Raw genomic sequence first — 19,682 nt, forward strand, 5'->3', positions numbered from 1 at the left:
CCTCACTCACACCGTGTATTCGTCGGCCACGCTCAGCGCGGCGTCCAGGGCCGCAAGACCCTCCTTCAGCTCGGCCTCGCTCACATTGCAGGGCGGGACGATGTGCGTGCGGTTCATGTTGACGAAGGGCCACAGGCCGTTCTTCTTCGCGGCGGCACCGAAGGCGGCCATCGGCGCGTTCGCCTCGCCCGCCGCGTTGTACGGCACCAGCGGCTCCCGGGTCTCCCGGTTCTTCACCAGGTCGAGGGCCCAGAACATGCCCACACCGCGCACCTCGCCGACGCTCGGGTGCCGCTCGGCCAGGGCGCGCAGACCCGGCTCGACGACGCTCGCGCCCAGGTTCTTCGCGTTGGCGACGACGCCCTCCTCCGCCATCACGTCGATGGTGGCGACGGCGGCGGCGCAGGCCAGCGGATGGCCGGAGTACGTCAGGCCGCCCGGGTAGGCCCGCTTGCCGAAGGTCTCCGCGATCTTCCCGGAGATGGCGACACCGCCGAGCGGCACATATCCGGAGTTCACGCCCTTGGCGAAGGTCATCAGGTCGGGCACGACGTCGAACAGGTCGGCCGCGAACCACTCACCGGTGCGTCCGAACCCGGCCATGACCTCGTCCAGGACGAACACGATCCCGTACTTGTCGCACAGTTCCCGCACGCCCGCGAGATAGCCGGGCGGCGGAACCATGATCCCCGCGGTGCCCGGGATCGTCTCCAGGACGATCGCGGCGATGGTGCCAGGACCCTCGAAGGCGATCGTGGTCTCCAGGTGCTCCAGGGCCCGCGCGCACTCCTGCTCCTCGGTCTCCGCGTAGAAACGGGAGCGGTAGAGGTAGGGCGCCCAGAAGTGGACGACACCGGCGGTGGCGCTGTCGGAGGGCCAGCGGCGCGGGTCGCCGGTGATGTTCACGGCCTGCTGCGTACCGCCGTGGTACGAGCGGTAGGCCGACAGCACCTTCGCGCGGCCCGTGTGCAGCCGGGCCATGCGCACCGCGTGCTCCACGGCGTCCGCGCCGCCGTTGGTGAAGAAGATCTTGTCCAGGTCGCCCGGCGTCCGCTCGGCGATCAGCCGGGCCGCCTCCGAGCGCGCCTCGACGGCGAAGGCGGGCGCGAAGGTGGTCAGGCGTGCGGCCTGCTCCTGGATCGCGGCGACGACCTTCGGGTGCTGGTAGCCGATGTTGGTGTAGACGAGCCCGCTCGTGAAGTCGAGGTAGCGCTTGCCGTCGTAGTCCCAGAAGTACGACCCCTCGGCGCCGGCCACGGCGAGCGGGTCTATGAGCTCCTGGGCGGACCAGGAGTGGAAGACGTGTGCACGGTCCGCGGCCTTCACGGCGGCGCCGGCTTCGGGATTCGGCTGAGGGGTCATGCGAGCGAGCGTAAGTGTCCGCGATACGAACGCGATATCGGCGACCTGTTCCCTGGTCGGGGGGTTTCCACGACAGATTGTCTGTTACGGAACCGTAGACACCGCCCCGCGCGACCACCCTCACGACCGCACTATTCTCGGTTCGTTGCACACCTACGGGGGGAAGGCGGCGCAGCCATGGAGAAGCTCGGGCCCGGTGACCCGCAGCGCATCGGGGCGTACCGGCTGCTGGCGCGGCTCGGCGCGGGCGGCATGGGGCATGTGTATCTGGCCCGGTCGGACCGGGGCCGTACCGTCGCCGTGAAGCTGGTGCGCGAGGAGCTCGCCGAGCAGGAGGAGTTCCGGGCCCGGTTCCGGCAGGAGGTGCAGGCCGCGCGCCGGGTCGGCGGCCACTGGACCGCTCCCGTGCTGGACGCGGACACCGAGGCCGCCGTGCCGTGGGTGGCCACCGGGTATGTCGCCGGACCCAGCCTCCAGCAGGTCGTCGGGCACGACCACGGAGCGCTGCCCGAGCGTTCGGTACGGATCCTGGCGGCCGGGCTTGCGCACGCGCTCAAGGACATCCACGCCGCCGGGATCGTGCACCGCGACCTCAAGCCGTCCAATGTGCTGGTGACCATCGACGGGCCGCGCGTCATCGACTTCGGCATCGCGCGGGCCCTGGAGACCCTGGCCGGGGACGGGCTGACCCGCACCGGCTCCCTGGTCGGCTCGCCCGGCTTCATGGCGCCCGAGCAGGTGCGCGGCGACCGGATCACGCCCGCCTGCGACGTCTTCTGCCTCGGCTCCGTGCTGGCGTACGCGGCGACCGGCCGGCTCCCCTTCGGTGCCGCCAACAGCGGGGTGCACGCCCTGATGTTCCGGATCGCCCAGGAGGAGCCCGACCTGGAGGGCGTGCCCGAGGGCATCGCCGACCTGGTGCGCGACTGTCTGAAGAAGGACCCGGCCGCCCGGCCGACGCTGGACCGGATCCTGGAGCGCACCGGCGCCGAGGACACGGTGTCCGGAGGCCGCTCGCGGGACCCGTGGCTGCCGGGGGCGCTGGTGGCCCAGCTGGGGCGGCACGCGGTGCAGCTGCTGGAGGCCGAGGATCCGGAGGCGGCGGCGGAGGGTCCGGCGGGGGGCTCGGCGGGGGGACCGGCGGGGGCGGACTCCCGGCCGGCTCTGCCCGCGCCTGCGCCCGGCCGGCCCGCGGCCGGCCCCGGTGGGGACGGTACGCCCGACCCCGCCCCCGCGTGGATCCACAAGCAGACCCCCGCGCCCGGCTCGCCCCCCGAGCACGCCCCCGCCTCCGACGACGCCTCCGTGCCGCCCCCGCCCGGGGACCCGCGGCCGAACGGTGGCGGACCGGGGGTGAACCATCTGCCCACGATGGTCGCGGGCCAGACGCCCCCGCCGGGGATGCCCCCGGCCCACCCGGCGTACGGCTACCCGCAGCAGCACCCGCAGCCCTCCGCCTACGGCCATCCGCAGCAGCCCGGCGCCGGTGCCTGGTCCGGTTCCGGGCAGCCGTACAACCCGTACGCGGGCGGCGTCGGCTCGACCCCGCCGTACGGCCCGCCGCCGATGGGCTCGACCTCGCCGTACGGACCCGGCGGCATTCCGCCGCGTGAGCCGCGCCAGAGCGGCCGGTCCACGGCGCTCCTCGTGGTGATCGCGCTGGTCGTCGCGCTCGCCGCGGGCGGCTCGGTGTACGCGCTGATGAAGGGCGGCGGCAGCGACGACAAGGGCGGGAACACCGTCTCCCCCGGCCCGACCACCGGCGCGCCCACGACCAGCGGCCCGACCACCTCCGGGCCCGACCCGACGACCTCGCAGCCCACCACCCCGGCACCGGCGGACGGCACGATCCCGGCCGGTTACCTGGGAACCTGGGAGACGTCGATCGACAATGCCACCGGGCACAACACCCGCGAACTGACCATCCAGCAGGGCGATGTGGGGGACACGGTCCTGACGCTCGTCGCCGACGGGCCCATCGTGGGCGGCGGCAGCTACCACTGTGTCTTCACCGCGGCGCTGGCCGAACAGCCCAGCGGCAACGGCCCGTTGGAGATCGGCCCGTCCACCGTCTCCTCGGGCGAGCCGCTCTCGTCCTGCTCGCCCGGCGAGGCCACCGAGGTCACGCTGCTGTCGGACGGACGGCTGCGGCGGGCGAAGCAGGGCAACGGGGAGAGCCTGACCTACACGAAGCGGTGATGCGGTGAGGGCCAACTCCCGTTTTCTGTGAGGTCGTTGAACGCCCGGCGAACTTCAGCCCACGAGACCGGATTGTCCCCCCGGGCGCACGTAATGTGACCCCACCGTTCGACTCCGGGGAGTAGCGGGGGCACCCACATGGAGTGGCTGAGTGCGGAGAACGTCGTGGCCGTGGGGACGGCGGTGCTCGGTATCGCCGCGTCGGCCGGCATGGTCTGGTACGAGCGCCGGGTGCCGCGCCGCAAGCGGGTCGGCTACCGCGTGCAGATGGACAACCCGATCGGCGACGACGTCCGTTCGGGCCGCGCCAACCGACGCCTGGGCCTCTTCGACGAGGCCCCGGTCATGGCGGACGCCACGCTCGTCCTGCTCCGCGTGGAGAACGACGGCTCGCAGGGCATCGACCGCGACGACTACACCAGTACCGAACGGCACGGACTGACCGCGGTGTTCACCGACCGCACCGTCCGGGGCGTGTCGGTCACCCAGCCGAACGACACCGACCATCTGATGGACCACTTCACCCCCGAGCGGGGGTTCGGCTACGAGGGCAACACCCTGCGCATCCCGCGGGTCCCGCTCAACAGGGGTGACCACTTCAAGCTGCTCGTCCTGCTGTCCGGCGGGGACGTGGGCCGGGAGATCCGGCTCATCGGGGGGATCCGGGAGGGCGAGGTCCACCCCAACCGCAGCGCTACGCCCGACGACAAGCCGCCCCTGTTCAGCCGGGCCTCGCGGCTGATCACCATCATGCTCACGGTCTGTGTCGTCACGCTCGCCACCATCGTCGTGGCCCGGGACGACACCCCGCCGCCGATCGGCTGCGAGAAGGGCACACTGACGGTCACCGGTTCGACGGCCTTCGCGCCCGTGCTGCGAGAGGTGGCGGAGAAGTACGAGGGGGACTGCGACGGTTCGACGGTCACGGTGGACCCGCACGGCTCCACCGCCGGGGTACGGGAGCTGGAGGCCACCGGCGCCCAGTGGAAGGGGAGGGGATCCCCGCCCCTGGTCGCCCTCTCGGACGGCCCCAAGCCCAGCGACATGCCGGAGCTGCGTGAGAGCCGGGTCGCGGTGTCGGTCTTCGCGCTGGTGATGAACGACGACGTGACCCTGAAGAACCTGTCGGCGAAGGACGTACGACGCCTGTATCGCGGCGAGATCACCAACTGGCGGCAGCTCGGCGGCCCGGACCTGCCGGTCCACCTGGTCAGCAGGGACGCCAACTCCGGGACGCGGCAGGTGTTCCAGCGGCGGGTGCTGGGGCGGGGCGAGATCGCCAACTCCTCCGTCGACTGCGTCCACAGGGACGACGCGTCGGCCCCGGTGACCCGCTGCGAGCTGGACTCCACCGACCAGGTCCTGACGGAGGTGGCCAAGCTCCCGGGCGCCGTCGGCTACAGCGAACTGAACCTGGCCACCCGGGCCAAGGGCCTCCACATCCTCCGCCTCGACGGCAACGAGCCGTCGGTGGACGCCATCGAACACGGCCGGAGCGCGTACCCCTACCGGGAGATCGAGTACGCCTACACCTACGGCCAGCCCCCGGCCGACTCCCTGGTCTCCAGCTTCCTGACCTACCTCTCCCGAGGAAACGGCCAGGACGTAATCCGCACCCACGGCCACATCCCCTGCTGGACCCCAGAGGGACTGAAACTCTGCGCCTGACCCCACCCACAAAACTGCACCCCACCCACCCCAGCTGTCGTAGCCGCGGGCAGTCGTGCCTCCCCCAAGCTCTTCGAGCAGGGGGACCCCCAGGCGGCACGGGTGGGCGATGGGGGTCCCCCCTGCTCGAGCGAAGCCGAGAGCTTGGGGGAGGCACCCCGCAAGCGCCGGGTCGCGCCCCCACCCCCGCCCAGCCCCAACACCGCGCACCTCACCAGCACCGGACGTGAAACAACCCCCCCCGCACCCGCTACCGCGGCTCCGGCGGCCGCTGCCGAGGCATATTGGGCCGGGTGGCAGCCCCCGGCGGCAACGGAAACCGCCCAGGCAACCCCCCCGACTCCCCCCGCCCCCCGGACCCCGCCACAGCCGCCTGAATCCCCAACGGCGCGGACCCGGTCCGAAACTCCACCATCCAGTCGGCAGTCTCCACCCGCACCAACTCCGTCACGTCCTCGGAGAACCTCCGCAGCACCCCCAGACACCGCTCGGTGGCCTCACTCGCCGTCCCCTCGGCCGGCCCCAGAACCTCCCGCACACACTCCGACGCCCAGTCGAACTGCAACACCTGCAACCGCCGCTGCACAGCCTGCGCGGTGGCCACGTCCCTTATCCACCCCGACGTGACCCCGAAGAACCGGTCGACCCCGACACACGCCACCGCGACCATCAGCGCCAGATACCCCCACGGCGCACCCCCACCGAGCACCCCGGTCAGATCCAGCAGCGGCAGCACGCTCCCGCACACGGCCCCCGTCGCCGCCCCCGCCCGCAGCGCCCGCGCCCCGCGCCGCTTCCACACCCGGTCCGTGAGATACCAGGCCGCCGTCTCCAGAGCCCCCCACTCCACCCACCGGTACAGCTCGTCCAGCCGCTCGGCCGGCTCCCCCCAGTCCCCGGGCGGAAACATCCGCCCGGCCAGATCGCCCGGCCGCAGCCCGGCCGCCCCCTCGCCCCGCCCGTCCTGAGGCGGACCCTCGGGCTGCATCTCCGGCTGACCCACCCGGCACTCCCTACTGATCGCGACCGGTCACGTTGAGTGACATCTTGATGCTGACGCGCGGCACCTTTCCTACCGCCCAATGGGTGGCGAAGGCGAAGCTTTCGCCTCTTTTCCGCCCGGAAGGGGGTCTTGATCAGGTATAGGGCCCACGACAATCTCACTCGAAAGAGTGGCGGGGCGGTGCCTGCGTGGACCACGTAGGCTCGTGCACAACGGAGAACAACGAGAACCGAACCAGGAGCTGATCGTGATCCCCGGTGGTGGCCAGCCCAATATGCAGCAGCTGCTCCAGCAGGCCCAGAAGATGCAGCAGGACCTGGCGAAGGCCCAGGAGGAACTGGCGAACACGGAGGTCGACGGTCAGTCAGGCGGGGGCCTCGTGAGGGCCACGGTCACCGGCGCCGGCGAGCTGCGCGGCCTCGTGATCGACCCCAAGGCGGTGGACCCGGAGGACACCGAGACCCTCGCCGACCTGATCGTCGCGGCCGTCCAGGCGGCCAACGAGAACGCGCAGACCCTCCAGCAGCAGAAGCTCGGCCCGCTGGCCCAGGGACTGGGCGGCGGCAGCGGCATTCCCGGCCTGCCTTTCTAAGACAGGCCGCGGCCAACTACGGTACGTACAGGAAGACTCCAGGAAGGGCAGTCCGTTGTACGAAGGCGTGGTCCAGGACCTGATCGACGAGCTGGGGCGGCTGCCCGGCGTCGGTCCCAAGAGCGCGCAGCGGATCGCCTTCCACATCCTGCAGGCCGAGCCGACGGACGTACGGCGCCTGGCCCAGGCCCTCCTGGAGGTGAAGGCGAAGGTCCGCTTCTGCGCGACCTGCGGCAACGTCGCACAGGAGGAGCTGTGCGCGGTCTGCCGCGACCCCCGCCGCGACCAGTCGGCCATCTGCGTGGTCGAGGAGCCCAAGGACGTCGTCGCGATCGAGCGCACCCGTGAGTTCCGGGGCCGCTACCACGTCCTCGGCGGCGCGATCAGCCCGATCGAGGGCGTCGGCCCCGACGATCTCCGGATACGGGAACTCCTGGCCCGCCTGGCCGACGGAACGGTCACCGAACTGATCCTGGCCACGGACCCCAATCTCGAAGGCGAGGCGACGGCCACGTACCTCGCCCGCATGATCAAACCCATGGGCCTCAAGGTCACCCGCCTGGCCAGCGGCCTCCCGGTGGGTGGCGACCTGGAATACGCGGACGAGGTCACGCTCGGCCGCGCCTTCGAGGGGAGACGACTCCTAGATGTCTGACGCCACGCTGCACGCCACGACGCAGAACCCGGACGACTTCGCGGTCCAGATCGCGGATCAGGTCGAGAGTTTCCTGGTGGCCGTCACAGAGATCGCGAGGGGCGACGAGCCGGACTCGGCGGTCCCCTTCCTCCTGCTGGAGGTCTCCCAGCTGCTCCTGGCCGGGGGCCGGCTCGGCGCGCACGAGGACATCGTCCCCGACGAGCGCTATGAGCCCGATCCCGGTTTCGAGCCGGACGTGGACGAACTCCGGGAGAACCTGGCCCGCCTCCTGGAGCCGGTCGACGTCTACTCGGAGGTCTTCGACCCGTACGAGCCCCGCAAGGCGTCCGTCCCGGCCCGTATCTCCGACGACCTCGCGGACGTCATCACCGATCTCCGCCACGGCATGGCCCACTACCGCGCCGGCCGCACCACCGAGGCCCTGTGGTGGTGGCAGTTCTCCTACTTCTCCAACTGGGGCTCCACGGCCTCCGCCACCCTCCGCGCCCTGCACTCCGTCCTCGCCCACGTCCGCCTCAACCAGCCCCTGGATGAGCTGGACGGCCTGGACACCGACCAGAGCATGGGCGACGACACCCTGGAGTTCGAGGCGGGCAAGGTGATGGAGGAGGAGATCGCGGGCCCCCTGGGCATGCGCCAGGGTCAGTGAAGCCAGTGAAGCCAGTAAAGCCAGTAATGCCAGTGAGATCCGTGTGACGCGCAGATCACAGCCATCACTCGCGTGACATTGGGCAGAGGAGTCACGAAGCGGGTGGCCGGACATCTCACGATGCGGTTCCCCGAGGGCAAAATTCGGACGCTCGTTAGACTGAGCGGGCAATCGACGGACTGAGCGAGGAGCGCACGTGGGCCTTGTCGTGCAGAAGTACGGAGGCTCCTCCGTAGCCGATGCCGAGGGCATCAAGCGCGTCGCCAAGCGGATCGTGGAAGCGAAGAAGAACGGCAACCAGGTGGTTGTCGTCGTTTCCGCGATGGGCGACACGACGGACGAGCTGATCGATCTCGCCGAGCAGGTATCCCCGATGCCTGTCGGGCGTGAGTTCGACATGCTGCTGACCGCCGGAGAGAGGATCTCCATGGCCCTGCTGGCCATGGCGATCAAGAACCTGGGCCACGAGGCCCAGTCCTTCACCGGCAGCCAGGCAGGCGTCATCACCGACTCGGTCCACAACAAAGCCCGGATCATCGACGTCACGCCGGGCCGGATCCGCGACTCCCTGGACAAGGGCAACATCGCGATCGTCGCCGGGTTCCAGGGCGTCAGCCAGGACAAGAAGGACATCACCACGCTCGGGCGCGGCGGGTCCGACACCACGGCGGTGGCCCTCGCGGCCGCCCTGGACGCCGAGGTCTGCGAGATCTACACCGACGTCGACGGCGTGTTCACCGCCGACCCGCGTGTGGTGAAGAAGGCGAAGAAGATCGACTGGATCGCCTTCGAGGACATGCTGGAGCTCGCCGCCTCCGGCTCCAAGGTGCTGCTCCACCGCTGCGTGGAGTACGCGCGCCGTTACAACATCCCGATCCACGTCCGCTCCTCGTTCAGCGGGCTGCAGGGCACGTGGGTCAGCAGCGAGCCGATCGAGCAAGGGGACAAGAAGGTGGAGCAGGCCATCATCTCCGGTGTCGCGCACGACACCTCCGAGGCCAAGATCACGGTTGTCGGTGTGCCCGACAAGCCCGGCGAGGCCGCCTCCATCTTCCGCGCGATCGCCGACGCCGAGATCAACATCGACATGGTCGTGCAGAACGTGTCCGCCGCCTCCACGGGCCTGACGGACATCTCCTTCACCCTGCCGAAGACCGAGGGCCGCAAGGCCATCGACGCCCTGGAGAAGAGCAAGGCCGGCATCGGCTTCGACTCGCTGCGCTACGACGACCAGATCGGCAAGATCTCCCTGGTCGGCGCGGGCATGAAGACCAACCCGGGCGTCACCGCCTCCTTCTTCGAGGCGCTGTCCGACGCGGGGGTGAACATCGAGCTGATCTCCACCTCGGAGATCCGTATCTCGGTCGTCACCCGCGCCGACGACGTGCCGGAGGCCGTCCGGGCCGTGCACACCGCCTTCGGGCTCGACTCCGACACCGACGAGGCCGTCGTCTACGGAGGCACCGGCCGCTGATGGCCGCGACCGGACCGGCCGTACGTCCGACGCTCGCGGTCGTGGGAGCGACCGGGGCCGTCGGTACGGTCATGCTCCAGATCCTGTCCCAGCGCAAGGACGTCTGGGGTGAGATCCGCCTGCTCGCCTCCCCGCGCTCGGCCGGCCGCAAGCTGGCCGTGCGCGGTGCGGAGGTCGAGGTGGTGGCCCTGTCGGAGGAGGCCTTCGACGGGGTCGACGTCGCCATGTTCGACGTGCCCGACGAGGTCGCCGCGCAGTGGGCGCCGATCGCCGCGGCCAAGGGCGTGGTGGTGATCGACAACTCCGGCGCCTTCCGGATGGACCCGGAGGTGCCGCTCGTGGTGCCCGAGGTCAATCCGCACTGCGCCCGTCGCCGGCCGCGCGGGATCATCTCCAACCCCAACTGCACGACCCTGTCGATGATCGTCGCCCTGGGCGCGCTGCACGCCGAGTTCGGGCTGCGCGAGCTGGTGGTGTCGTCGTACCAGGCGGTGAGCGGGGCGGGGCGCGCCGGTGTCGAGACCCTGCGGGCCCAGCTGTCCCTGGTGGCCGGTACGGAGCTGGGGACCAGCCCCGGTGACGTACGCCGGGCCATCGGGGAGAACACCGGGCCGTTCCCGGAACCGGTCGCGCTGAACGTCGTACCGTGGGCCGGGTCGCTCAGGGAGGAGGGCTGGTCGTCGGAGGAGATGAAGGTGCGGGACGAGTCCCGCAAGATCCTCGGACTGCCGAAGCTGCCGGTGGCCGTGACCTGTGTGCGCGTGCCGGTGATCACCACGCACTCCCTCACCGTCCACGCCCGCTTCCAGGAAGAGGTCACCGTCGACCGCGCCCGCGAGATCCTCGCCACGGCGCCCGGTGTCGTCCTCTTCGACGATCCGGCCGCCGGTGAGTTCCCCACCCCCGCCGATGTGGTGGGGACCGACCCGACCTGGGTCGGGCGGCTGCGGCGGGCGCTCGACGACCCCACCGCCCTCGAACTCTTCGTATGCGGGGACAACCTGCGCAAAGGTGCCGCGCTGAACACCGCGCAGATCGCGGAGCTGGTGGCGGCGGAGTTCTCGTGACGCCCGTGCGGGGTGTCGTGATGCCCACACCGCACCGGAAAACCTGTGGATGGGAGCGGATCCATTTGTAGGATCTGTGTAAGACGCAAGTGGTCAGGTTAATGGTCCGTACCACTTGATCCGGGCCTCTCGGCGTCCGAAGATTTTTCTCCCCGCCCCCGCAACCGCGCGAAGGGCGGGGAGCGTCTTTGCGGACGCCCTTGCGGGGCGTGGGACGCGATGATCCAGGCGTGGGGACGCCGCGATCTGGGCGTGGGGACGCTCGTTCATATGGGACATAGGGGAAGAGCGGGACGCATGACGGCACTTGAGGTTCCGTCGGGTGTGCTGTCGGCCGCGGAGACGCCGTCGGCCGTGCCATCCGACGCGTCCGACGCAAAAGTGATGCTCGGCGCGTACAACCCCGGAGGGGGTAAGCGTGTCCAACTGGCGTGGCAGAGGTACTCGAACTCAATGCGGCGACCCGCGGTACGGCCCTTCGGCCGCCCCGCGCGGTGCTGCGGCCCCGCATGCCCGGCGCGCCCGGCGGCATGCCGGTGATCGCGCCCATGCCTGCAGCGCGGCCCGCCCGCATACCCAACCAGCGTGACGGCGCCGACGAGTCCGCGGTGGCCGGCACGACCGTCGACCACCTCACCGAGACCTACCGGGCGCACTACCGCTCGCTGCTCGGACTCGCCGCGCTCCTCCTCGACGACACCGCCTCCTGCGAGGACGTCGTCCAGGAGGCCTTCATCCGCGTCCACTCGGCCCGCAAACGCGTCCGGGACCCGGAGAAGACCCTCGCCTATCTGCGCCAGACGGTCGTCAACCTCTCCCGCTCGGCCCTGCGCCGCCGCATCCTCGGCCTGAAGCTCCTCTCCAAGCCGATGCCGGACATGGCGAGCGCCGAAGAGGGCGCCTACGACCAGCTGGAGCGCGACTCCCTCATCAAGGCGATGAAGGGCCTGCAGCGCCGCCAGCGCGAGGTCCTGGTCCTGCGCTACTTCGCGGACATGACCGAGGCGCAGGTCGCCGAGACGCTCGGGATATCCCTGGGCTCGGTCAAGGCGTACGGCTCGCGCGGCATCGCGGCGCTGCGCGTGGCGATGGAGGCACCGGCATGAGAGAAGAAGCCGAAGGGCGGGACTCCCATGATCGCCACGAGCCCTACGCCTGGCATGAGCCGATGGAACGGCCTGAGCAAGAGCACACGCAATCGCACGCTGGGAACGGAACTGTGAACGACAGCCCCGACGACAAGGGCCCCGAGGGGCTCGGCTCGGACGAGCTGGCACTGCGCCGGATGCTGCACTCGGCCGTCCAGGACATCGAGCCGAGCGACGGCACGCTGGACCACCTGCGGCGCGCGGTACCCGCCCGGCGGGCCCGCAAGCGCCAGGCCGCCGTCGGCATGGCGGCCGCCGCCCTGTTCATCGGCACCGCCATCCCGGCCCTCGTGCACGTCTCCAACTCCGGCGGCTTCGACCCCAACACCTCCAACGCCGGCCAGGCCTCGCAGGCCCAGGGCGGCGCGGGCCAGGGCAAGAACCCGGACGGCGGCGCCAGCACCTCGGGCGGCTCCAGCGGCAAGACCTCGGGCACCGGGCAGGACGGCAAGAAGGAGTCCGGCAAGGGCAGGACCGGCGGCACCGGCCCCGGCTCGACCGGCGGCACCGACCCCTCGGCCTCCACGGGCGAGAGCGCCCCGGTGTGCACGGCGGCCCAGCTGGGCTCGGCCACGGGGACCGTGAACGCACCGGACTCCGCCGGCGTCGTCTACGGCACCTTCCGCGTCACCAACATCTCCACCACCGGCTGCACCGTCGACGGCGCGGGCAGCGTGAGCACCCTCGCGCAGGGCGCCGCGGACGCCACCAAGATCGGTACGGCGCGGCACGCGTCCGGCGACGCGGCGGCGGGTCTGCCCGACCCGTCCCTGGAGGCCACCGCGCTGGTCCTGCAGCCCGGCGCGGCCTACGAGGAGAAGTTCGCCTTCGTGCCCTCGACGACCTGCCCCACCACCGGCGGCAACAACGGCGGCACGGACCCCACCGGTCATCCCTCTCCCTCGCCGTCGCCCTCCCAGGACGCCAGTGCGAGCGGCGGCACGGACGGCGGCGCCACGTCCTCGGGCGTCACCACCCAGCTGCTCACCGAGGACGGCCCGGCCGACGGCAGCATCGTGGTGACCCACACCCCGCAGGCGGGCTCGCCCGCGGTCTCGGCGACGGTGTCCAACGCGTGTGCCGGGACGGTCTACTGGACCGGGGTGCTGTCGACGTCGTAGTCGATCGGCCGTAGCCGATCCGTCGACCGTCGATCCGCCGGTCCGTCGGTCCGTCGATCTGCGGATCGCTCTCGGGCGGCCGCCGTCGGTGCGCCCGGCCTCAGACGCCGGACGGGGCGGAGACGCCCTCCTCGTCCGGTACCAGGCCCAGCGCCGCGTCCCGGGCGAACTCCAGCTCGCGGCGCAGCAGCCGGAACCACATGAAGACCACGAAGCCCGCGAAGACGAACCACTCACCGGTGTAGCCGAGGTTCTGGAACGCCTTCAGGTCCAGCCCGGTGTTGTCCGGAGCGGACGCGGGCACGGCCTTCATCCCGGAGTCGCCCTTGTCGAGCGTGACCCACGCGTCGTACACCCGGTACGGCACGAGGTTCACCAGCGATGCCGAGCTGATCGCCGCCGTCTGCCCGGACGGCAGCCCGCCCTGGGCGCTGACGCCGTTGTCTCCCGGCGTCTCGGACGCCTGCAGCGCACCGGTGACGGTGACCTCGCCGGCGGGCGGGGCGGGCGCCTTCGCCGGGTCGGCGTTGCCCGGCAGCCAGCCCCGCACCACCGGCACTGCCTTGCCGGAGTCGGTGCGCAGCAGCGTCATCACATAGAAGCCGCTCCTGTTGTCCAGTTCCCGGCCGGGCACCAGGAACTGCTTGTCGTACCGGCCGGTGGCGGTGACCCGCTTGCCCGACGTGCTCTTGTCGACGGGCAGCAGCTCGGCCAGCGGCCGGGCCGCCCCCGATCTGGCCGAGGAGGCCTGCTCGGTGGCGGCCCGGTGGTCCTGCACCCGCGCCTCGAACCGGCCCAGCTGCCACGACCCCATGAAGATGCAGAACGGGATGGAGAGCAGCACGAAGACGTTGATGCCCCACCAGCGGGGTGTCAGCAGAAACCGGTACACGCCGTCAACGGTACGGGGCGACGGCGCGGAGACGGGGCCGGGGGTCCCGGCGGCGGTGGATCAGCCGACGGTCAGGGTGAACGGGCCGGCCAGGACCGAGTAGCCGTCGTTCGCGAGGTAGTACGCGTCGTATGTGCCGTTGCCCTTCAGTTTGCCGGTGGAGAAGGAGAGGGCGCCGCTGGCGTCAGGGGCGTAGGCCCAGGTCAGAGAGGACTGCCGGCCCGGCGCGACGCCTGCCGGGTAGATGCCGATCCAGTTCTTCGCACTCACCTGGGACGCGGATGGCACTGAGTAGCGAAGGGTGACGTTGCCGCCGCCCGCGATCGCGTTCAGGTCGCCGGTGAGGGTCGGGGCCGTGGCGGTGGACGGTGCGAACGCGGCGTTCAACGGGGTCGCGTAGGCGTCGTTGCCGGTGAGGGCGGGCAGGCCGAGGGCCGACTCGATGGTGCGGGCGATGCCGTAGTGGTCGTAGTGCGCCGGGCTGCTGGTGCCGGGCGGGACGGTGCCCTGCGATCCGACGACCGTGGTGACGATGTGGTTGTAGGCCTCACTGTTGCTCTCGTCCCAGGTCAGGACGAGCAGCGAGCGCTGCTGGGTCCAGGCGGGGGAGGCCAGTACCGGGGCCAGCGTCTGCTTCAGCCAGCCGTCCTGCGTCTTCAGGCTGGTGGGGCTGCCGTTGCCGGAGGCCTCGCCGTCGTAGTAGTCGTCGGCGGCGATCCAGGAGAAGTCCGGGGTGGTAGCGGCCGACCGGAGATCGGTGGTCAGCTGCGAGGTGTCGAACAGGTGGGCGGCGCAGCGGGAGGCGTTGCCGCTGATGTCGGTGTAGTTGATGAACGGCGCGTCGTCGGGCTCGTAGTAGCGGTCGAAGTTGTTGCTGGTGTTGCAGGGCGTGCCCATGCCCTGCTCGTAGGCCTTCCAGCTCTTGCCGGCCGCCTCGACGGTGTCGCCCAGGTTGCGCTGGGGGGAGTTGATGTTGGGCCAGTAGACGGCGCCCTTGGCGTACGTGTCACCGCCGGCGACGGCGAGGTAGTTCTCGTCGCTCGGGTGGTAGACGCCGTGGAAGTCGGTCAGCGTGGCGCCCCGGTTCATCAGGCTGTGCATGTACGGCGTGTCCGCCGGGTCGTTCATGATCGCGGAGTAGTCGGTGTTCTCCATCATGATCATGAACACATGGTCGTAGCCGGGCACGCGCGACACGGGCGGGGTGACCGGCGCCGGCGCGGCGACCGGGGTGTTCAGGGTGAGCGAGAGGTTGTCCAGGTAGCCGGTCTCGTTGGACGTCGACAGGAACTGCACCTCGACCTGGATGGAGCGGGTCCCGGCCGGGACCGGGCCGGTGGTGCTGCGGGAGAGGAACTTGGTGGCCAGCCCCCGGTCGCTCGCGGAGACCGTCGGCAGCTTGGCGGTCGCACCGATCGGGTGGCCGCCCGCGTCCTGGAAGTGCAGCCCGACCGCGACATAGCCGCTGTAGACGGTCCAGCCGCCGAGCCAGCCCGAGAGGTCGTAGCTCACCGTGCCGCCGTCGACGGCCCCGGCCGCCGAGGACACGTCCACGGTCTGCGTCATCGCGCCGTCGCCGAAGTTGCCGGGCCCGAAGAAGGCCTTGCCGGGCGCCTTGCCGTCGCCGGGCAGCCCGAAGGACCCGGCGGTGTGGCACATGACGTCCAGACCGCCCGACTCGGTGGTCCAGCCGGGCACGGTGGATGCCGCGCCCCAGTCATTGGTGCAGTACCCGCCGGTCTCCGCGTCGCCGTTCACGATCAGATTGCCGCTGCCGCCCGCCGCCTGGGCGGGAGCGGGAGCGGAGACGATCAGTGCACCGAGGAGGGCGACCAGCCCGCCCAAGGATCTCCAGCGCAGTCTCATTCGTGTACCTCGTCCCGTCGATGAGGGTGCCTGAGGGATGACATGAACGGGACATAGGTACCGGCGGCCGCTGTCGGGCGGAAGAACCGCGACCAAACTTGTTCATACAAGTTCACCCCGTCTTGTTCATACAAGTTCGACGGGCCTGGGTGCGCCGCCCGCGCCCGCTCCCGACTCCCCGCGTACGACTTGGTGCTGATCGGGTTACATAGAGGGATGACCGACGCAGCAGCCACGCCCGAGTGGGAGAAGCGGTTCCGTGCCCCACGTGTCTCCCTGCCCGACTGGGCGGACGACGCCCCCGACCGCTCCCTGTTCGTGTCCAACGCGACAGGGACGTACGAGCTGTACGCCTGGGACCGTGCGACAGGGGAGCAGCGGCAGGTGACGGACCGGCCGAACGGCACCACGGACGGTCTGGTGTCGCCGGACGGCGCGTGGATCTGGTGGTTCGACGACAAGGACGGCGACGAGTTCGGCGTATGGCGTCGGCAGCCGTTCGCGGGCGGCGAGGACGAGCTCGCCACACCGGGCCTGAAGCCCTCCTACCCCGCGGGACTCGCCCTCGCCCGGGACGGCCGCACCGCGGTCGTCGGCCGTTCGACGGACGAGGAGGGCACCACGATCCACGTCTCGCGGGACGGCGAGGCGCCCGTCGAGCTCTACCGCCACCGCGAGTCCGCGTACGTCGGCGACCTCTCCCACGACGGCACGCTGCTCGCGATCGAGCACACGGAGCACGGCGACGCGATGCACTCCGCGCTGCGCGTCCTGCGCCAGGACGGCACACAGGTCGCCGAGCTGGACGACACCAAGGGTGGCGCGGAGGAACTGGGCCTGGAGGTGCTGGGCTTCGCGCCGGTCGACGGCGACACCCGGCTGCTCATCGGACACCAGCGCCGCGGCCGCTGGGAGCCGCTGGTGTGGGACGTGGCGACGGGCGAGGAGACCGACCTGGCGCTGGACCTGCCCGGCGATGTGAGCGCGGAGTGGTATCCGGACGGCTCCGCCCTGCTGATCGCCCACGGCTTCGAGGCCCGCAGCGAACTGTTCCGCTACGACCTGGCCACCGGCGAGCTGACGAGCATCCCGACCCCGCCCGGCTCGGTCTCCGGCGCGACGGCCCGCCCCGACGGCAGCGTGGAGTTCCTGTGGTCCTCGGCCGCCGAGCCGCCGGCGGTCCGCTCGACGACCGGCAAGGTGGTCCTGGACCCGCCCGGAATGAAGTGCCCCGGCTCGGTGCCGGTGGAGGACGTGTGGATCGAGGGCCCCGGCGGCCGTATCCACGCGCTGGTCCAGAAGCCCGCGGGGGCCACCGGCCCGCTGCCGACGGTCTTCGACCTGCACGGCGGCCCGACCTGGCACGACAGCGACTCCTTCGCCGCGGGCCCGGCCGCCTGGGTGGACCACGGCTATGCGGTGGTGCGCATCAACTACCGCGGCTCGACGGGCTACGGCAGGGCCTGGACGGACGCGCTCCGACACCGGGTCGGCCTGATCGAGCTGGAGGACGTGGGGGCGGTCCGCGACTGGGCGGTGTCCTCGGGCCTGGCCGACCCCGGCCGGCTGATCCTCACGGGCGCCTCCTGGGGCGGCTACCTCACCCTCCTCGGCCTCGGCACCCAGCCGGACGGCTGGACCCTGGGCATCGCGGTCGTCCCGGTCGGGGACTACGTCACGGCGTACCACGACGAGATGGAGACCCTGAAGGCGATGGACCGCACACTGCTCGGCGGCACCCCCGAGGAGGTCCCGGAGCGCTACGAGGCGTCTTCCCCCCTCACCTACGTCGACCAGGTCAAGGTCCCCGTCTACATCTCGGCCGGCGTCAACGACCCGCGCTGCCCCATCCGCCAGGTGGAGAACTACGTCGACCGTCTTGCGGCGCGGGGCGCGACGCACGAGGTGTACCGCTATGACGCGGGGCACGGGTCGCTGGTGGTGGAGGAACGGATCAAGCAGGTGGGACTGGAGATCGACTTCGCGAGGCGGCACCTGACCGAGTAGGCCACGCCGGGGGCGGGGTTGCTCTTCGGTCTACCGGGACGGGTGGGCCGGTGGGACAGCGGGGTCCAGCGGCGGAGCCCCTGGCGGGGTCTGGGGCGGAGCACCGGGACGGCCGAGCAGCTCCGCCAGCCCACGCCGGGTCGCCGCGAGAACCACCCGCTCCCCGGCGCGCAGCACATGGTCGGCCGACAGGGACTGCCGCCCCTCCAGCGCCAGCACCCGCCAGGCGCCGGCCCGGAACGCCCCGGCCACCGTCCGCCCCTCCAACTGCGGGTGCCCCTCGACGTCCACCGCGGCGAAGAGCAGCACCCGCCGCTCGACGGGGATCGCCCCCAGGATCTGCCGGCCGAGCATCGCCCCGGCGAAGGCGGGCGCGGCCAGATGCGTCACGCTCCGGCTCCGGGTCAGCGCACGCGGATGCGCTGCCCGGAGGGTGCGGTACACGGCGGTCGCGAAGTCGTCGTCGTACAGGCGCAGGACCACCCGTAGATCCGGTCGCACGGACCGCCCGTACAGCACGGCCTCCAGATTCGTCGTGTCCGCGCTGGTCACCGCGAGCAGCGCATGCGCCCGATGGATCTTGGCGGCCTCCAGGACCCCCTCCTGGGTCACGTCCCCGAGCACCACCGGCACCCGCAGCCGCCGCGCCGTGGCGAGTCCGCGGGCCTCGGGGTCGGCCTCGACGCACACCACGGGGATGTGCAGCTCCCGCAGCCGCGTCAGCACGCGTGTGCCGATCTTGCCCAGCCCGAGCAGCACCACATGTCCGCCGAGGCCCCGCGGGGGCTTGCGCAGCGCGGACGCGGTCCGGAAGGTGCCGAGCGCCTCCAGCACCGCGGCCAGCAGCACCGGCAGCAGCAGCAACCCGACCAGACCGGACAGGAGTTGCAGGATCTGCCGCCCGAGGGACGCCCCGATGGCCGGGTCGTCGATGGCGAAGAGGTCCAGCAGCGTCAGATAGAAGGCCCGCAGCGGATGGATGCCCGTCACCAGCCACAGAGCCACGGCCAGCGCCACCACACACCCCACGAGCCCGGCCAGCGACCACCGCAGCCGCCGGGAGAACAGCGAGGCGAACGGCGGTACGACCCCGGCGCGCCCCGCGGGTAACGGCGGCCCGGCGGCGTACGACACCTGCTCCAGTACGACCGTCCCGCGCCCGTCGGCCTCCCGTACCTCCGCCTCGTCGGGCAGCAGCCGCGGTCCGCGCTCCCCACTGCCCTCGGCGCCGTCCGCGCCGGCCGGATCGCTGCTGGTCGCCGACAGCAGCGCCAGTGTGCACAGCCCGGGGTCGACGATCTGCCCGGGACGGGCCGGCGGCCGCTCCACCGCGCGCAGCAGCAGCCCGTCCGTCTGGACGACCTTGGTGGTGCCGGCCACCGCGGTCGCCGCCAGCGCGGGCGCGGCGGTGTCGGCGTCGGACAGCACGGTCGTCGAGGCGTCGCTCCCGGACTCCCCGCTCTCGCCGTCCCCGGCCGCCAACGCGGCGGACTGGTCGAGGAGTTCCTCGATGTGCTGGCCCAACCGCCGGTTGTAGAGCCTGAGGACGAGCCGCAGCCGTGGGTTGAGGCGGCGGGCGGTGAGGGCGGCGCGGATGTTGGTCTCGTCGTCGTCGTACACGAGCGCCAGCGCGGTGGCCCGTTCCACACCGGCCTCGGCGAGTACCGCCTCGGTCGGCTCGACGGCCTCCAACAGCCGCTCGCCACGGGCGGGTTCACCGCTGCCGGTGCCGCCCCCGCTGCCATGACCGTTGGCCGTGGTCCGTCCCACGGCCGCGTTCACCACCCGGTCCAGCAGCGCCGCCGATGCCGCCCGGGCCCGCCCGACGACCGGCGGCCGTGCCGTGCGCACGTTCGGCGGTACGACGAGCGTCACCTGCTCGCCGTACACTCCGCGCAGTTCGGCGGCCAGCCGGTGCGCGAGCCCGTCGTCGCCGCACACCACCATCCGGGCCGGCGCACCACCATGGCCACCCT

15 protein-coding genes are annotated in these 19,682 nt (G+C 71.5%); 10 read left to right on the forward strand and 5 right to left on the reverse strand.

What is annotated here, in order from left to right:
- Window positions 1-6: 6 nt before the first annotated feature.
- Window positions 7-1,362 carry an aspartate aminotransferase family protein gene (locus ACZ4EG_RS39860; protein ID WP_453547378.1) on the reverse strand — a complete coding sequence of 452 codons (1,356 nt, stop codon included), beginning with the start codon at window positions 1,360-1,362 and terminating at the stop codon, window positions 7-9.
- A 177-nt stretch (window positions 1,363-1,539) separates the two neighbouring features.
- Here ACZ4EG_RS39860 and ACZ4EG_RS39865 point away from each other — a divergent pair, with 177 nt between their 5' ends.
- Together ACZ4EG_RS39865 and ACZ4EG_RS39870 are read left to right on the forward strand one after the other, a co-directional pair.
- Window positions 1,540-3,561 (forward strand): protein kinase domain-containing protein, encoded by a 2,022-nt coding sequence (locus ACZ4EG_RS39865; RefSeq protein WP_467794107.1) that lies wholly within the window; start codon window positions 1,540-1,542, stop codon window positions 3,559-3,561.
- A gap of 138 nt (window positions 3,562-3,699) precedes the next feature.
- Window positions 3,700-5,229 (forward strand): substrate-binding domain-containing protein, encoded by a 1,530-nt coding sequence (locus ACZ4EG_RS39870; RefSeq protein WP_467794108.1) that lies wholly within the window; start codon window positions 3,700-3,702, stop codon window positions 5,227-5,229.
- Window positions 5,230-5,479: 250 nt separating this feature from the next.
- Here ACZ4EG_RS39870 and ACZ4EG_RS39875 read toward each other — a convergent pair whose 3' ends face one another.
- Window positions 5,480-6,232, reverse strand: a complete 753-nt coding sequence (locus ACZ4EG_RS39875; RefSeq protein ID WP_453547386.1) for an SLATT domain-containing protein — start codon at window positions 6,230-6,232, stop codon at window positions 5,480-5,482.
- 247 nt (window positions 6,233-6,479) lie between these two features.
- Here ACZ4EG_RS39875 and ACZ4EG_RS39880 point away from each other — a divergent pair, with 247 nt between their 5' ends.
- From ACZ4EG_RS39880 to ACZ4EG_RS39910, 7 genes are all read left to right on the forward strand, one after another.
- A complete protein-coding gene (locus ACZ4EG_RS39880; protein WP_453547781.1) occupies window positions 6,480-6,824 on the forward strand; it encodes a YbaB/EbfC family nucleoid-associated protein in 345 nt (114 codons plus the stop codon).
- A gap of 55 nt (window positions 6,825-6,879) precedes the next feature.
- Window positions 6,880-7,479: a recombination mediator RecR gene (recR, locus tag ACZ4EG_RS39885; protein ID WP_467794109.1), complete on the forward strand. Its 600-nt coding sequence runs from the start codon at window positions 6,880-6,882 to the stop codon at window positions 7,477-7,479.
- Window positions 7,472-8,131 (forward strand): DUF5063 domain-containing protein, encoded by a 660-nt coding sequence (locus tag ACZ4EG_RS39890; RefSeq protein ID WP_467794110.1) that lies wholly within the window; start codon window positions 7,472-7,474, stop codon window positions 8,129-8,131. Before recR ends, ACZ4EG_RS39890 begins: the two co-directional genes overlap by 8 nt.
- Window positions 8,132-8,327: 196 nt before the next feature.
- Window positions 8,328-9,605 carry an aspartate kinase gene (locus ACZ4EG_RS39895; protein WP_390708129.1) on the forward strand — a complete coding sequence of 426 codons (1,278 nt, stop codon included), beginning with the start codon at window positions 8,328-8,330 and terminating at the stop codon, window positions 9,603-9,605.
- On the forward strand, window positions 9,605-10,672 hold the full coding sequence (locus ACZ4EG_RS39900; protein ID WP_453547391.1) for an aspartate-semialdehyde dehydrogenase: 1,068 nt from the start codon (window positions 9,605-9,607) through the stop codon (window positions 10,670-10,672). The genes ACZ4EG_RS39895 and ACZ4EG_RS39900 overlap by 1 nt, the downstream gene beginning before the upstream one ends.
- Before the next feature lie 431 nt (window positions 10,673-11,103).
- Entirely contained in the window at window positions 11,104-11,778 is a 675-nt protein-coding gene (locus ACZ4EG_RS39905) for a SigE family RNA polymerase sigma factor (RefSeq protein WP_453547394.1), read from the forward strand.
- Between the two features lie 113 nt (window positions 11,779-11,891).
- Window positions 11,892-12,941, forward strand: a complete 1,050-nt coding sequence (locus ACZ4EG_RS39910) for a hypothetical protein (protein ID WP_467794111.1) — start codon at window positions 11,892-11,894, stop codon at window positions 12,939-12,941.
- A gap of 100 nt (window positions 12,942-13,041) precedes the next feature.
- On the opposite strand, the gene ACZ4EG_RS39915 is transcribed toward ACZ4EG_RS39910, so the two are convergent.
- Both ACZ4EG_RS39915 and ACZ4EG_RS39920 read right to left on the reverse strand, forming a co-directional pair.
- The gene (locus tag ACZ4EG_RS39915) at window positions 13,042-13,833 is read right to left on the reverse strand and encodes an SURF1 family protein (RefSeq protein WP_467794112.1); all 792 of its coding nucleotides are present in this window, start codon (window positions 13,831-13,833) and stop codon (window positions 13,042-13,044) included.
- 60 nt (window positions 13,834-13,893) lie between these two features.
- The gene (locus tag ACZ4EG_RS39920; protein ID WP_467794113.1) at window positions 13,894-15,699 is read right to left on the reverse strand and encodes an alkaline phosphatase family protein; all 1,806 of its coding nucleotides are present in this window, start codon (window positions 15,697-15,699) and stop codon (window positions 13,894-13,896) included.
- Window positions 15,700-15,915: 216 nt separating this feature from the next.
- On the opposite strand from ACZ4EG_RS39920, the gene ACZ4EG_RS39925 reads away from it, so the two are divergent.
- Window positions 15,916-17,706, forward strand: a complete 1,791-nt coding sequence (locus ACZ4EG_RS39925) for a S9 family peptidase (RefSeq protein WP_467794114.1) — start codon at window positions 15,916-15,918, stop codon at window positions 17,704-17,706.
- 30 nt (window positions 17,707-17,736) lie between these two features.
- Here the strand turns inward: ACZ4EG_RS39925 and ACZ4EG_RS39930 are convergent, their stop codons facing one another.
- Entirely contained in the window at window positions 17,737-19,653 is a 1,917-nt protein-coding gene (locus tag ACZ4EG_RS39930; RefSeq protein WP_467794115.1) for an NAD-binding protein, read from the reverse strand.
- Window positions 19,654-19,682 lie beyond the last annotated feature (29 nt).

This window comes from Streptomyces sp. NPDC025638 (assembly GCF_055558775.1).

Excerpts from the sequence above, each read along its gene's own strand:
- ACZ4EG_RS39860 (WP_453547378.1), bottom strand. The coding sequence starts at position 1,362 with ATGACCCCTCAGCCGAATCCCGAAGCCGGCGCCGCCGTGAAGGCCGCG.
- ACZ4EG_RS39865 (WP_467794107.1), top strand. The coding sequence starts at position 1,540 with ATGGAGAAGCTCGGGCCCGGTGACCCGCAGCGCATCGGGGCGTACCGG.
- ACZ4EG_RS39870 (WP_467794108.1), top strand. The coding sequence starts at position 3,700 with ATGGAGTGGCTGAGTGCGGAGAACGTCGTGGCCGTGGGGACGGCGGTG.
- ACZ4EG_RS39890 (WP_467794110.1), top strand. The coding sequence starts at position 7,472 with ATGTCTGACGCCACGCTGCACGCCACGACGCAGAACCCGGACGACTTC.
- ACZ4EG_RS39900 (WP_453547391.1), top strand. The coding sequence starts at position 9,605 with ATGGCCGCGACCGGACCGGCCGTACGTCCGACGCTCGCGGTCGTGGGA.
- ACZ4EG_RS39920 (WP_467794113.1), bottom strand. The coding sequence starts at position 15,699 with ATGAGACTGCGCTGGAGATCCTTGGGCGGGCTGGTCGCCCTCCTCGGT.
- ACZ4EG_RS39925 (WP_467794114.1), top strand. The coding sequence starts at position 15,916 with ATGACCGACGCAGCAGCCACGCCCGAGTGGGAGAAGCGGTTCCGTGCC.
- ACZ4EG_RS39930 (WP_467794115.1), bottom strand. The coding sequence starts at position 19,653 with ATGGTGGTGTGCGGCGACGACGGGCTCGCGCACCGGCTGGCCGCCGAA.